At 31.7% G+C, this 13137-nt stretch carries 12 protein-coding genes; 8 read left to right on the top strand and 4 right to left on the bottom strand.

Features of this window, described 5'->3' with window-relative positions:
- Window positions 1-161: 161 nt before the first annotated feature.
- From ACJ6WR_RS15205 to ACJ6WR_RS15190, 4 genes are read left to right on the top strand one after another with little or no spacing between them, the layout of a single operon-like run.
- Window positions 162-1043: a protease complex subunit PrcB family protein gene (locus ACJ6WR_RS15205; RefSeq protein WP_039119356.1), complete on the top strand. Its 882-nt coding sequence runs from the start codon at window positions 162-164 to the stop codon at window positions 1041-1043.
- A gap of 48 nt (window positions 1044-1091) precedes the next feature.
- Window positions 1092-1493, top strand: coding sequence for a hypothetical protein (locus tag ACJ6WR_RS15200; RefSeq protein WP_323489648.1), 402 nt, complete (start codon window positions 1092-1094; stop codon window positions 1491-1493).
- 51 nt (window positions 1494-1544) lie between these two features.
- A complete protein-coding gene (locus ACJ6WR_RS15195; RefSeq protein ID WP_039112207.1) occupies window positions 1545-2096 on the top strand; it encodes an RNA polymerase sigma factor in 552 nt (183 codons plus the stop codon).
- On the top strand, window positions 2093-3931 hold the full coding sequence (locus tag ACJ6WR_RS15190) for a hypothetical protein (RefSeq protein WP_409415679.1): 1839 nt from the start codon (window positions 2093-2095) through the stop codon (window positions 3929-3931). The genes ACJ6WR_RS15195 and ACJ6WR_RS15190 overlap by 4 nt, the downstream gene beginning before the upstream one ends.
- 119 nt (window positions 3932-4050) lie before the next feature.
- Here the strand turns inward: ACJ6WR_RS15190 and ACJ6WR_RS15185 are convergent, their stop codons facing one another.
- Window positions 4051-7479, bottom strand: a complete 3429-nt coding sequence (locus tag ACJ6WR_RS15185; protein ID WP_409415678.1) for a choice-of-anchor J domain-containing protein — start codon at window positions 7477-7479, stop codon at window positions 4051-4053.
- Window positions 7480-7840: 361 nt separating this feature from the next.
- Here ACJ6WR_RS15185 and ACJ6WR_RS15180 point away from each other — a divergent pair, with 361 nt between their 5' ends.
- From ACJ6WR_RS15180 to ACJ6WR_RS15170, 3 genes are all read left to right on the top strand, one after another.
- Window positions 7841-8047 (top strand): hypothetical protein, encoded by a 207-nt coding sequence (locus tag ACJ6WR_RS15180; protein ID WP_409415677.1) that lies wholly within the window; start codon window positions 7841-7843, stop codon window positions 8045-8047.
- Between the two features lie 57 nt (window positions 8048-8104).
- A complete protein-coding gene (locus ACJ6WR_RS15175; protein ID WP_039119360.1) occupies window positions 8105-8680 on the top strand; it encodes a pseudouridine synthase in 576 nt (191 codons plus the stop codon).
- 71 nt (window positions 8681-8751) lie between these two features.
- Window positions 8752-9207, top strand: a complete 456-nt coding sequence (locus ACJ6WR_RS15170) for a tRNA (cytidine(34)-2'-O)-methyltransferase (RefSeq protein ID WP_323489653.1) — start codon at window positions 8752-8754, stop codon at window positions 9205-9207.
- Window positions 9208-9476: 269 nt separating this feature from the next.
- Here the strand turns inward: ACJ6WR_RS15170 and ACJ6WR_RS15165 are convergent, their stop codons facing one another.
- The 3 genes from ACJ6WR_RS15165 to ACJ6WR_RS15155 all read right to left on the bottom strand — a co-directional run bounded on the left by ACJ6WR_RS15165 (window position 9477) and on the right by ACJ6WR_RS15155 (window position 12528).
- Window positions 9477-10253 carry an ABC transporter ATP-binding protein gene (locus tag ACJ6WR_RS15165; protein WP_409415676.1) on the bottom strand — a complete coding sequence of 259 codons (777 nt, stop codon included), beginning with the start codon at window positions 10251-10253 and terminating at the stop codon, window positions 9477-9479.
- A 97-nt stretch (window positions 10254-10350) separates the two neighbouring features.
- Window positions 10351-11379 carry an iron chelate uptake ABC transporter family permease subunit gene (locus ACJ6WR_RS15160; protein WP_409415675.1) on the bottom strand — a complete coding sequence of 343 codons (1029 nt, stop codon included), beginning with the start codon at window positions 11377-11379 and terminating at the stop codon, window positions 10351-10353.
- Window positions 11380-11385: 6 nt separating this feature from the next.
- The gene (locus ACJ6WR_RS15155; RefSeq protein WP_409415674.1) at window positions 11386-12528 is read right to left on the bottom strand and encodes an ABC transporter substrate-binding protein; all 1143 of its coding nucleotides are present in this window, start codon (window positions 12526-12528) and stop codon (window positions 11386-11388) included.
- Window positions 12529-12703: 175 nt separating this feature from the next.
- Between ACJ6WR_RS15155 and ACJ6WR_RS15150 the strand changes: the two genes are divergently transcribed.
- Window positions 12704-13066: a DUF5522 domain-containing protein gene (locus ACJ6WR_RS15150; protein ID WP_409415673.1), complete on the top strand. Its 363-nt coding sequence runs from the start codon at window positions 12704-12706 to the stop codon at window positions 13064-13066.
- The last annotated feature ends 71 nt before the right edge of the window (window positions 13067-13137 follow it).

The following is a 13137-nucleotide window of genomic DNA, read 5'->3' as shown; positions in this document are numbered from 1 at the left end:
GACGAGAAAATATTTTTTTGACTTTAAAATGAGCATCTATTTTATACTATTTATCACTAGAAATTGGAATCCAAAAATTATTTTTAAAAATAATGATATTATTGACGCAACCTTTTTGTCATTATATCATCTATAAGGTATAATCTTTTAAAATATAAAAAATGAAAAAAATTATTTTAGGTCTAATTGTCGCTTTAGGCATTAGTTCTTGTTCTATGAATAATGACAATGATTATCAAAACTGCGGTGATTTTAGTAACGTTGCTTTTTCAGGTTTCCCGATAGAATGTAACTATACAATAAAAGAAATCCCTACAAAGCCAACAGCTATAGCAATAAGATCACAAGAAAAAATGGATTCTTTTTTTACTAAAAATCCTAATCCTTGCCCAACTCCTATAAATCCTAATATCGATTTTACTAAAAATAATTTAATTGGAATTTTTGCTGGACCGAAACCAAGTGGTGGATATGAAATAAAAATTACTTCTATAGTTGAGAATTCTTGTGAAGTAATTGTACAATATTATGAGAAAGAACCTCTAGCAAATGAAGTAGTTACTAGTGAAGTAACAAATCCTTATGATTTGGTTTTAATCCCGAAAACAGACAAGCCTGTTTATTTAAATAAAATAAGCCAGAATAAAAACTTTGCAATTATAGGAAGTTATAGTGGTCAATGTACTGGCGCTAGCTGTCAATTGTTTTTCAATATTAACAATTTAAACGTACTGCATTATCTTAATGTTACTTCTGGGAATTATGATTTTACCAAATATAATTATGAAGCATTAACTAAAAAAGGTGATTATACTGAATTTGTAAAATTAGTTCCTGCTGAAATTTTAAACTTAGCTGGAGGTACTACGAAGACCTATGGCACCCCAGATTCAGCTAATCAAGGCGGGATTTATTTTGAACTAAACCAAGGGGATAAAGTAATTAAAGTATTCATAGACAATAATAACACTTCAGACCAAGGATCTGAAATAATTGCATTTAAGAAAGTAATAAAGGATAAAATTGCAGTATTGAGAAAGTAAAGTAACTTTGCAGCAAAAAAATTAACAAAAATTTATTATTTCCTTAAAATGAAAAAAACAATTTTAGCTCTTCTAGTTATTATTTCTGTTTCAACTTATTCATCAAATGTAATTTTCAAGTCCGATAAAGCCACTATACTTGCTGGAAGTTGGGTTTGGCAAAAATCAACTGGAGGCCAAAATGGTAGTTATACCTCAACTCCTAAAACTCTTGGGAGTACAAAAAAGCTTGTTTTTACAACCGATGGTAAAGTTATTACATATAAGAACAATGTTGAGATAAGAAATAGCAACTATCAACTTACTAAGGGTATTAGTGTATTTGATAATTTAGAACATGATTTAATCACTTTTGAAGGAATAACATACGTTATCGAACAATTAGATTCTCGCAATCTAGTTATTGTAAACAATTTTCCTGACGGCTACAGTTCTACTTTCAAAAAGTAGCATCCTGAAACACAAACACTATTGCAATCTAATATACTTTAAAATTATTTTTTGGAAGACAATTTAGACTTACTTATAAAAAAGTGCATTGACAATGACAGAGGAGGGCAATTGAGAATTTATCAATTGTTCTCGCCTGTATTGTATGGAATTTGTCTAAAATATATGAAGAATGAAGATGATGCTAAAGATGTTTTTCAGGAGTCTTTTATAATCGTTTTTCAAAAAATAAAACAATATAAATTTGAGGGTAGTTTTGAGGGATGGATGAAACGAATTTTCATCAATAAACTCATCGAAACCTTAAAGAAGAAAAAAAGAGATTACCATTTTCTCGATGTCTTTGATCCAGAAACAGAAATTATCGAAGAAGAAGAGCTTGAAACTATTCCGATAACACAAGAAAAACTAATCGAATATATTCAGGATTTACCCGATCAATACCGAATGGTTTTTAATCTTTTTGTTTTTGAAAAGATGAAACACAAAGAAATTGCAGAAATGCTCCAGATTACAGAAGGAACTTCTAAATCTAACTTAAATAGGGCTAAGAAAATATTACAAACAAAAATTTTGGCCGTATTAAATTTTAAAACAGCATGAAAAAGAAAAAAATAGAAGATATTTTTTCTTCAATAGAAAATTTTTCTAGTGTACCACCACCAGAATTATGGGCTAAAATTGAAGAAGAACTAGATAAACCTAAAAAGAAAAAGGTAGTAGCCATTTGGTGGTCGCTAGCGGCTAGTCTTTTAATAGGTTTAGCTATCACGTCTGGTCTATATTTTAACTCGAATGAAAATGATATTTTATTAAAGGATAACAATGTTGTCATAGATTCTCAAGAAAGTAATTCAAAATCGAATCCTACTACTCCATCTACAATTAATACTACCCCTTTAAATAATAAAGCTACAATAACGGTTGCTGAATCTGATAATTCGGTAGCTAACAAAACATCAAACAACAATCAAGAATCGACTAAAACTGTAACAAGTTCAATCAACAAAAAAGATAAGCCTTCATTACAATTAACCAATGAAACTATCTCAATAGCTGAATCATCATCTAAAAACAAAGCTAAAACCTCATCACCTAAAGTAAATGGTAACGAAGTTAATAGCAATTTTAATGAGGCTAAAAACGAAGAAATTGTTTTAAATAACAATACTCAATCATCATCAAAAAACGACACAAACACTTCTTCAGCTAAACAGAATAAAACTATAAGCAAGAATAAAACTGAAGCAATTGTTTTAAACAACAATATTCAATCATCATCAAAAAACGACACAAACACTTCTTCAGCTAAACAAAATAATACTGAAGTTAATAACACTATAAGCAAGAATAAAACTGAAGTAATTGCTTTAAACAACAATATTCAATCATCATCAAAAAACGACACAAACACTTCTTCAGCTAAACAGAATAATACTGAAGTTAATAATACTATAAGCAAGAATAAAACTGAAGTAATTGCTTTAAACAACAATATTCAATCATCATCAAAAAACGACACAAACACTTCTTCAGCTAAACAAAATAATATTGAAGTTGATAATACTATAAATAAAACTGAATCAATTGTTTTAAACAATAGTTCTGAAAAAAGTCTAGTATCTTATAATGATTCATTGAATAAAGCTCAAATTGCACTTGAGCTACAACAATTAGAGAACCGATTAAATAATAAAGAAGACAACGAGGGGGTAAAAACTGAAAAAGAAATTCTGAAAGAAAAATGGTCTGTTGGTCTTTATGCTGGTTTAGTAAATTCTGAGAATTACGGCAATAAAAAAGCGTTGGGTAATGATATTGAGTCTAAACAGAATACTGGGTATGGCGTAAAAACAAATTACAAGCTTAATAAAAAATGGGCTGTAAGTTCTGGTTTAAAGATCAATGAATTAGGACAATCTGTAGCCAATGTATCTTATTATAACAAACAACAAAATGTATTATCAGCAGGAATTATAAATGATTTTTTCATTTCAAATCCTAGTGTTGAATATATTTCGACAAATAGAAATTATGTTTTTTCATCAGACAATAGCAGTCAAAAAATTCAAAGTAGTAATGCGGGGAATCAAACGGGGAATCTTGATCAACAATTGCAATACCTAGAAATGCCTCTTGAAGTTTCTTACTCTGTCTTAAATACAGGCAAGGCAGATATTAGACTTAATACTGGTGGTTTTATAGGAAAGTTAATTTCCAACGAAGTTTTTTTAGATGGTAACTCGATAGGAGGAAATCTAGATGTAAACAACTTTGTATATGGCTCTAAATTTAGCAGTACTTTACAGTATGAAGTCTTCAAAAAAACTCATTTTTTTGTAGAACCTGGTGTGAATTATTATATCAATCCGTTAAAAACACAATCGTTTAACCAATTTCAGTGGGGTCTGAATTTTGGGGTTAATTTTGGGTTTTAATTAGTTTGTTTTAATTCTCTCTTTATATAATAAGATTACACCAAATCATATTATACTGTAAAAAAAATGCTAGATTCTTAAAGTAGAATCTAGCATTTTTAATTTATAAAACCTTTCGCTTATTTTTTTATGATCTTGTCTTTAAAAACAACTTTGTTATTTTCTGATAAAGTATAGATATAAATCCCAGTCTTTAAATCACTTATTTGGATTACCGAAGTACTATTTTCTTGTCCTCCATTTACATCAATAGGTTTTCCTATCATACGACCCGTAATATCATAAAGTCTTAATTTAAGCTTCTTGTCTTCATTAGTTTTTACAAGAACGTTGACAACATCTGTTGCTGGATTAGGATATGCTTTAACTGCAAAACCATTCTTAGTTTCAAAATCTATTGTACCTAAAGTAGACCCTTTTAATTCAAAACGGGCAATTACTGGTCCGTGATCCGATGTTGTATTTACATAATTATTTATATCAGAACGTGGATCATAAACTGCAATTGAATTAGGAATATATTCACTATTTAATTCATTTGATATCATAATGTGATCTAAAAATCCACCTGAACTTAGGAAACTAAAAGCTCCTGCTTTACTGATATCTAAAGTAAGTGCGTTATAATTTGCAGTATCGTCTACAAACATTTTATAAGAAGAAGGATTTGGCGTAACAACAGATGCTTTTACGTCATCATTATAATCTCCTAAAATAATTAAATTAGACTTTGAATAATAACGATCTAAGCTATCTTTTAATACTTGAGCATCGTATTTACGCATATTGTATTTAGTAATATCTGTTCCGCTATTGGCACGTGCATGAAGATCTACCAAATTAAGTGTTTTTTTTACTCCTCCAATATTTGTTTCTATTTGTACCATATAAGGTAAACGCCCTGATGAGAAAAAGTTGGCATTGGTACCTGGATAATTTACCAAAGTTTCAGTTCCATTACGAAGTCCATCATAAAAATCCTTAAACATTACACGCTCACTTGTAACCGTTGCTGTTTTGGTATTATAAATTACTACTAGTTTTTGTGGCGGAAAATTATCTTGAGGCTCATTAAACGAATAGGACCAATTAGGAGAAATTACTTTATCAAATATTTTACCGTTAATATTTAATTTTGCTATTAAAATATCGATAGAAGGATCATCAGACACTTCTTGCACAACATATACATCGGCATCCATCTTATTCATTACTTTGGCAACATTCTCAATTTGCAAAGCATCATCTATAGGACCAAATTCTTTTTTATCTGCACCAATCACATTACTTCCAAAAAACTCAAGATTATACGTTACAATATCAAAAGTATCTTCTTTTGGCAAAGAAGAACCTTTTAATGTTCCAATTTTCTCATTTAATCCTGCTCCTGTTACAGTCAATGTACCTGCAATAGTTAACTCTTTTGTAGAAGGCGTAAATCTTGCATAAATTGTTTTCCCAAGCAATGCATCAGCTTCATTTACAATAACACTTGATAAAAAGCTTGAATTATCAAGAGATAATTGATAATCTAGTGGAGCGGCAATAGTAATATCACCGTAACCGCCAGCTTTAAAAATAAAAGTTTTACTAGTAGAAACTGTATTAGGGCTCACATCTCCAAAATCTAAATTAGGATTTGAATCTACGAATCCTAGCTCATTTGTTATAGCTACATCATCAATCGTCCACTCTGATGCATTACCACTACCTCCAGATAACGTTTCGTAAACCCAAGCTACATAAGTATGATCCGTTATGTATGCTCCTAAATTAATGTATTGTGATTGCACATAAGCTCCCGTTGTTACAGGAAAGTTACCATCTATTTCTGTCCAACTAGCACTAGCAGGGCTACTTTTTCCATCATAATTTGTAGAAACCATTAATTTTAAACTTGGTCCTGCAAAATATTTACGAGCATAAAATGATAATAAAGGATAATTATTAAAGCTATTTAAGCGTAATTTTGGCGAAATCAACCAATCTTCACTTACTCCACCATCTGAAAATCCATTCATTACCACTGCTCCGGGAGCTGAATTAGCATTTGTAGTTGTACTTTCCCAAGCCTTAAGTGGACCAGCTACATTATAAGATGTCCAACCACTATTAGTAAAAACATTGGCATCATTAAAATTCTGAACGTATGGATTAATTCCAAAGCCTGATACACTCACTATTTTAGTAGCTGCACCTGCAGATTGATTAGTAATTTGACCTGTAAAACTACCAAGTGCATTTGGTGTAAAACGTACATAAACTGTTGGAGTTGCATTTGCTGCAAAATCAACTACATCATATACTACAAAAGTTTGAAAATTAGTATTGTCTTTTGAAACTGTAAAATTAGCCGGAGCTGTAACAATTACTGGACTGCTAATATTAGTACCTTGTATTTTATAGTTTAAACTTGATGTATTAAAATTTGCTTCAGAAAATCCTAAATTAATTGAATTAACTGTTGTTGTTAATGAAGGCACTAACACATTTGAAGTTGTAGCATCTTGTTTAACTACTGTAGCCTGAATATTTCCGTAAGGATCCTCAGAAATAGAGTAAACACTATAAGCTGTATTTAGGGTTAAACCTGTAAAACTTTTTTCATATACCAGAGATTTATCGGTTACATCCAAAAATCCAGATTGTAACGCAGCAGTTCCATCACCATTAAGGCCTGCTTTTATTTGAGCAGCAACAGGTGCTGTAGCGTTAGAAGGTACTAATACATAATACGTTTTCCCTATTTCGTCTATCTGATTAGAAAAATTAAAACCATCTGATAATACATTATCAATTATTGGATAACCAACTACATTTACCGGAGCAACGATATCTTGTCGGATATCTATATTATCAATTGCAAAAGATTGGCGAGCACCTGCAGAACCAGATACTAGTCTTGCAATCCATCTTATTTGTACAACAGGTTGATTATCACAAGCTGTTGGCAGTGTTACGGACACCCTTGTTTTTTTATCATCCAATGGAACTGTAACAGCTCCAGTTTGCGGAGTTGTACTATTATTTGAATAAGCTGTTGACAATAAAGTAATAAAAGCACCTGTAGTTCCTACACGATACTGCAAAGCCATCTCCTGAAGACGATTAACACCTGCTCCATCATATAAATTACGGATTATCATAGCATCATATTGAACTATTATCCCTTTATTATTAGTGCTTGAAAAAGCAAAACCTATCGCTAAATCTACAGAAGTACTATTCAAAAATCCAACTTGGCCATTATAGTTATGAAGATTACCACTATTAATAGCAGCTGTACTATTAGCTACTAAAAGCTTATCGCCAATTAAACCAGTATTGTAAATAGCTGTATTTTGAGATGCACTCGCTTGCCAACCTTGCCAACCTTCAATAGTAGGCAAGAAAGTTGTAGAACTAGCAGGCAAAGCATCAAAATTTTGTGTGTAAGGAATAGCCTGAGGTGTAGGATTACTTGGTGCTTGCGCAAAAAGATTTGCTGAAAAGCAATAAAAAAAACTTAAAAAAGCCATTAAATGGCGGAAAGAGTAGCGGTTTTTCATACGTTAAAAATTAGTGTTTTTAGAGTTCAAATTTATTGTCTTTAAAGTTAAGCGAATATTATAAAACTTTAAACTTATTGTTTAAACCTTTATAAATATTTAGCACCAAACTACATAATAAATATTAATTATTTCAGATATCCATAAAAATTATGCAGCTTAAACGAATAATTCTTATTGAATTATACTTTAAGCTTTAGACACAAACTACTCAATAAGCCCAGTAATCATAAGGCTTTTCAATCAAAAACAACACTAAATTAAATCTTCTAAAACAAACCTTTTACATTCATAAAATAGTAAACACAAAAGTAATTTTCAAAAATTGTATTTTTATTAATAATTCCTAAAACAACATATCATGAGCTTCTTCAAAATCAAAACTTGTTGGTCTAATGCCGAGTTTATTGTGTTAAAACTTTGTATCGCTTCGGCATATATTTTAATTGGAACTTATTTTCATGATTTTTTTAGCAACTATTATGTTCCGCTACTTATCTTATTTGGTATTACCGTAATCTGGTCTGTTTATTTGTGGCTAACTAAAATGAAAAACAATAAGCAGTAATATCTATAAATTGGAATTACTTGTGAAACAAAACTATCTTTGCTCAAAAATTCCAGCATGTCGCATCAACATTTTATTCTTTTTAAACCATACGGTTATTTAAGTCAGTTTATATATGAGCTAAAAAGAAAGAAGAAACTTTTGGGTGAATTACATAATTTTCCAGAAGGTACAATGGCCATTGGCAGACTTGATGAAGATTCAGAAGGTTTGCTTTTACTAACTACAGATGGAAAAGTAAGTGAACAGGTAAGAAGCAAAAAAGTCGACAAAGAATACTATGTTCAAGTAGATGGAATTATTACTCCTGAAGCAATCGAAGAATTACAAAAAGGAGTTGAAATTGGTTTTGATGGCGGAAAATATAAAACCAAACCTTGTTCTGCTTTCATCGTTACCGAAATTCCTGATTTTGGCCCAAGAGCAAAAAAAATCAGAGATGAACGACATGGACCAACTTCATGGGCCTCGATAACTGTAAATGAAGGTAAGTTTCGTCAAGTGCGAAAAATGACTGCTGCTGTTGGTTTCCCTACTTTACGATTGGTACGTGTTCGTATAGGAAATGTATATTTGCAGGGCTTAAAAGCTGGAGAAGTTTTAGAAGTACCCGATTTTAAATTAGAAAATTAATTAAAGAATATATCAATATCAAAATTAGATTATTCCCAAATTAACGATTAACCGAATAAACAAATTAAATAATGCTGAATATAGTTCTCGTAGAACCCGAAATACCTAATAATACTGGAAATATTGGTCGCTTGTGCGTTGGTACAGAAAGCCGATTACATTTAGTACATCCTTTTGGATTTGTTATAAATGATAAAAACTTAAAACGTTCCGGATTGGATTATTGGGTTCATCTTGATGTAACCGAATATCAGAATGTAGCGGAATGGAAAGCTCAGATTCCAGATTTATCACGTGTTTTCCTTATGAGTTCCCATGCCGAGAAATCATATCTCGAAACTGATTTCCAAGATGGTGATTGGTTGGTTTTTGGAAAAGAAAGCGTAGGATTGAGCAAGGAAGTTTTAGAACAATTCGAAAATCATCTTACGATTCCGATGTCGTCCCTAATAAGAAGTTTTAATATTGCAAATTCGGTTGCGTTTGTGGTGGGGGAAGCTAAGAGACAGATTGGGCTGAAGGTTTAAGCGATTATTTGTTTAATCGTTTAATCGGATTTGACATCGATTTCCTTCCTGCAAATAGGTGTTAAATTATTTTAGCTATAGCTTAAAAGATTGCAATGATTATTTTAAATACGGTATTTATATTTACACCTACAAGGTTGAAAAAAACCTTGCATGATAGGTCTCATGATTTCTAGCCCTGATAATAGCGGCATCCTTTTATTTTTTTCCTTTAAAAAAATAAAAGATATAGCAGATAGCAGGATTAGCTCCAGAAAAAAACATAAATTCTAAGTAATCACAAACTTCCCTTTTTCGGCATCAAAAGTAATATGGTCGTCTTTGAATAAAGTTGCAAAACTTCCTGTTGCAATTAAGTTACAAGGTTCGTCTTGTATAAAAGCTTCGGGTGTCATAATAATCATTTCGTCGCTTAATTGTATTGCCAAATCAATATCATGTGTAGAGAACAAAATGCATTTCCCTGTTTCGTGAGTTAATTTCTTAAGTAACTTAAACAAAGCTACTTTATGCAATAAATCGAGATGTGTAGTTGGTTCATCTAGAATAATAAGTGGCGTGTCTTGTGCTAAAGCTCGTGCAATTAATACTTTTTGCAATTGCCCGTCGCTTATTTCGTAATGTTTTTTGTGTGATAAATGACTTATTTGTGTGAGCTCTAATGCCTCATTTACTTTAGTAATATCATACTGCGTCAAAGTCCCAATCCAGTTTGTATAAGGTTGGCGCCCTAAAGCCACTAATTCGAAAACGGATAGATTGCTTGGCGGTAATTTTTCGGTTAAAACAATGCTTAAGTTCTGTGCTAAATCGAGTGGTTTATAGTCGAGTACATTCTTATCATTTAGCAAAACTGTTCCTGATAGTGGATGTTGAATTCCTGTTATTGTTCGTAACAATGTCGATTTACCGATTCCGTTTGCACCAATTAAAGCAATAAGTTTTCCAGGTTCTAAATTCAGGTTTAAGTTTTGAGCAATAGTCACAGTTGCTTTCTTGGACTTATAGCCAATACTTAAGTTTGAAGTTGATAGGATACTTTTCATTTTCTTTAAGGTGTTAAGGACTAAAAAATCATTCTAATCTTTTTAATCTGTGGCAAAAAAATTAACCGCAAAGCTCACAAAGCTGTTGCAAAAACGTTTACTCAAAATTTCTTTTTCGGACTAATAACCAAATTACTACTGGCGCTCCAATTATAGATGTTATCGCATTAATAGGCAATGTAGTTTCTAATCCTGGTAATTGTGATGCGATATCGCAAAACAACATAATTATTCCTCCATAAAAAAGGGTACTCCAATATAAAATAGCATGATTACTGGTTCTAAATGTAAGCTTTGCTATATGTGGAACGGCTAATCCTATAAAAGCAATTGGCCCAGCAAAAGCAGTAACACTTCCTGCCAAAATACTTGTGGCAAAAATAATTACAAGTCTTGTTCTCTTAAAATTAAGTCCCATGCTTTTGGCATAATTCTCTCCAAGTAACAATGCATTTAATGGTTTAATACTACTCGCACTTAAAAGCAAACCAATACTAACACTCACTGCTAAAACTATAATCGATGACCAGGAAAGATTTCCTAGACTTCCTAGTGACCAAAAAGTGAATTTCTGTAATTGTTCAGCTGAACTAAAATAGGTTAAAACCCCAACAATGGCACTGGTAAAACTACCAAACATAAGCCCGACTATTAAAATAGCCATTGTATTTCGTAATCGTTGTGATACTAATAAAACCAGTAATAAAACCGAAATACTCCCTAATGTCGATGCAATTACAATCCCGTAGCTTGATAGCAAAATTGTATTTAAGAATGAAGGCAGTAAACCTGCTCCCAAAATCACAATTGCTACTGCTAATATCGCTCCGGAGCTTAATCCTAAAACATCGGGACCAGCCAATGGATTTCTGAATAATGTTTGCATCAACAAACCACTTATCGATAATCCAACACCAACTAATACTGCGGTAATTGCTTTAGGCAAACGATAATTAATTATGATATATTCCCATGTCGATTTACTTGCTTCTCCTCCTGTTAAACTGGTATAAACTTCTTTAAAAGGAATTCTGATAGACCCGAAACTAATGTCCAGAAAGAATAATAACAAAAGTGCTAAACCGAGTATAAAAAACAAGATTGTATTTCGCTTTTGATTCGCCAATTGGATTTAGTTTAATTTAGATGCAAAAGTAAATTCATAACTTGGCAATAACTCAGGATGAAATATCTTAATGTAATCTTTCAGCACTAAATCTGGTCGGCTTGGAGCTAATTCATAATAAATTGTTCCTCCAGTTGCTCCAAATTTATTCTCGAAAGTATATATGTTTTTTGTTTTAAAGGCATCAAACTGGCTGTAATGTGGATTACTTTTTTCTAATTCTGATAATGATTTAAAAGAACCTGTCGCAATCCAGACTGAAGCTGTTTTGGCTTTGTCTAATATTTTTTCGAATGATAATCCCAGACTTCCTGTTCCCTCTAGATTTGCCCATAAATAATCGGCTTTGGCATCGGCCATAAATTGTGCTACCCAACTATTTCCCTTGGCAACATACCATTGGTCCATATACATTGAGCCATATAAAACGGTTGAAGTTGCTTTCTTAGAAGCTACTAATTTCTTAGCTTCGTTATAACTGGTTACAATTTTATCAAAAAGCTCTTTGGCTTGTGCTTCTTTTCCAAATAATGCACCATAAAGTTTTATCCATTCGGCTTTTCCTAGTGGAGATTGCTCCATCCAATCGGCTTGAATTAGTACTTTTAAGCCGCTTTTTTGTAAGTTATCTAACATTGGATTGTTATTATCAACTCCGAAAGTGACAATTAAATTTGGTGCTAATTCTATAAGTTGCTCGATATTTAATTTTTCGTTTTGACCAACATTCTTAACAGAACCTTTATCTATTAATTTTCTTGTTTTCTCTGAAGAAACATAATCGGTATGTGGGAAACCTACCAAATTATTCTCGACATCAAGCATTTCTAAAAACGGAATATTGGTTGTTGATGTTACTACAATTGTTTGTAACGGAATCTGGATTGTAGTATAACTTTTTAAACTATCTGGCACAACTCCATCCTTTTCTTTTAATACATAAGTATAATCCTTTCCTGCATCTGGCCAAGGATTTGTAACTTTTACAACTGAATATCCAGTGAATTTTTTTATAGAAAGTCCCGAAGCATATTCGATACTGTTTTGTCCTATTTCGGATTTTATTTCTGGCGTACTTTCGTTTTTCTTACATCCTATTAATACTAAAAATGAGAAAAGAAAAACAACTTTATGTAATGATGACTTCATAGGTAGTTACTATTTGTTTTTAAAGAAATTATGGAATTGTTATTCTATATCATATCTGATTTTGAATCATACAATTTCATATTTTACAATTTGGATAACGACAAAGGTAGCGCAATTTCTAAATTTCTTGTTTACTTTTAAACCTAAAAAATTGAACAAATAGTATCTTTGCAGTATGAATGGTCTTAAAGTAAAAAACTGCTCAAGCTGCGGAACTGCATTTAATTGCGGTGATTCTCCCGACGGAAATAAATGTTGGTGCAACAACTTCCCTCCTATTTTTGTACCTTCGGATGTTGTGGATTGTTTGTGCCCGAATTGTTTTAAAAATGCCTGTGCGGTAAAAATAGATGATTTTGTAAATACAATCACTCCCGAAATTGCAACTGACAATAAAGCTTCGGCTTTGCCAAAAAACAATACACTTATTGAAGGAATCGATTATTATCTGGAAAACGGAAATTATGTTTTTAAGGAATGGTTTCATCTGAAAAGAGGAAGCTGTTGCGGAAACAAATGTCGACATTGCCCTTACTGATTTAAAATAATAAACACGAATTTCACCAATTAACACGAAAGAAATAGTTGGTGCAATTGCGTTAGGGATAG

Origin of the sequence: Flavobacterium sp. PS2, from assembly GCF_046250155.1 — a bacterium.
GTDB lineage: Bacteria > Bacteroidota > Bacteroidia > Flavobacteriales > Flavobacteriaceae > Flavobacterium.
This window is presented reverse-complemented; position numbering and strand designations above follow the sequence as displayed.

Coding starts and splice junctions, on each gene's coding strand:
- ACJ6WR_RS15175 (WP_039119360.1), top strand. CDS start 8,105: ATGTCGCATCAACATTTTATTCTTTTTAAACCATACGGTTATTTAAGT.
- ACJ6WR_RS15155 (WP_409415674.1), bottom strand. CDS start 12,528: ATGAAGTCATCATTACATAAAGTTGTTTTTCTTTTCTCATTTTTAGTA.
- ACJ6WR_RS15165 (WP_409415676.1), bottom strand. CDS start 10,253: ATGAAAAGTATCCTATCAACTTCAAACTTAAGTATTGGCTATAAGTCC.
- ACJ6WR_RS15150 (WP_409415673.1), top strand. CDS start 12,704: ATGAATGGTCTTAAAGTAAAAAACTGCTCAAGCTGCGGAACTGCATTT.
- ACJ6WR_RS15185 (WP_409415678.1), bottom strand. CDS start 7,479: ATGAAAAACCGCTACTCTTTCCGCCATTTAATGGCTTTTTTAAGTTTT.
- ACJ6WR_RS15200 (WP_323489648.1), top strand. CDS start 1,092: ATGAAAAAAACAATTTTAGCTCTTCTAGTTATTATTTCTGTTTCAACT.
- ACJ6WR_RS15180 (WP_409415677.1), top strand. CDS start 7,841: ATGAGCTTCTTCAAAATCAAAACTTGTTGGTCTAATGCCGAGTTTATT.
- ACJ6WR_RS15190 (WP_409415679.1), top strand. CDS start 2,093: ATGAAAAAGAAAAAAATAGAAGATATTTTTTCTTCAATAGAAAATTTT.
- ACJ6WR_RS15205 (WP_039119356.1), top strand. CDS start 162: ATGAAAAAAATTATTTTAGGTCTAATTGTCGCTTTAGGCATTAGTTCT.
- ACJ6WR_RS15170 (WP_323489653.1), top strand. CDS start 8,752: ATGCTGAATATAGTTCTCGTAGAACCCGAAATACCTAATAATACTGGA.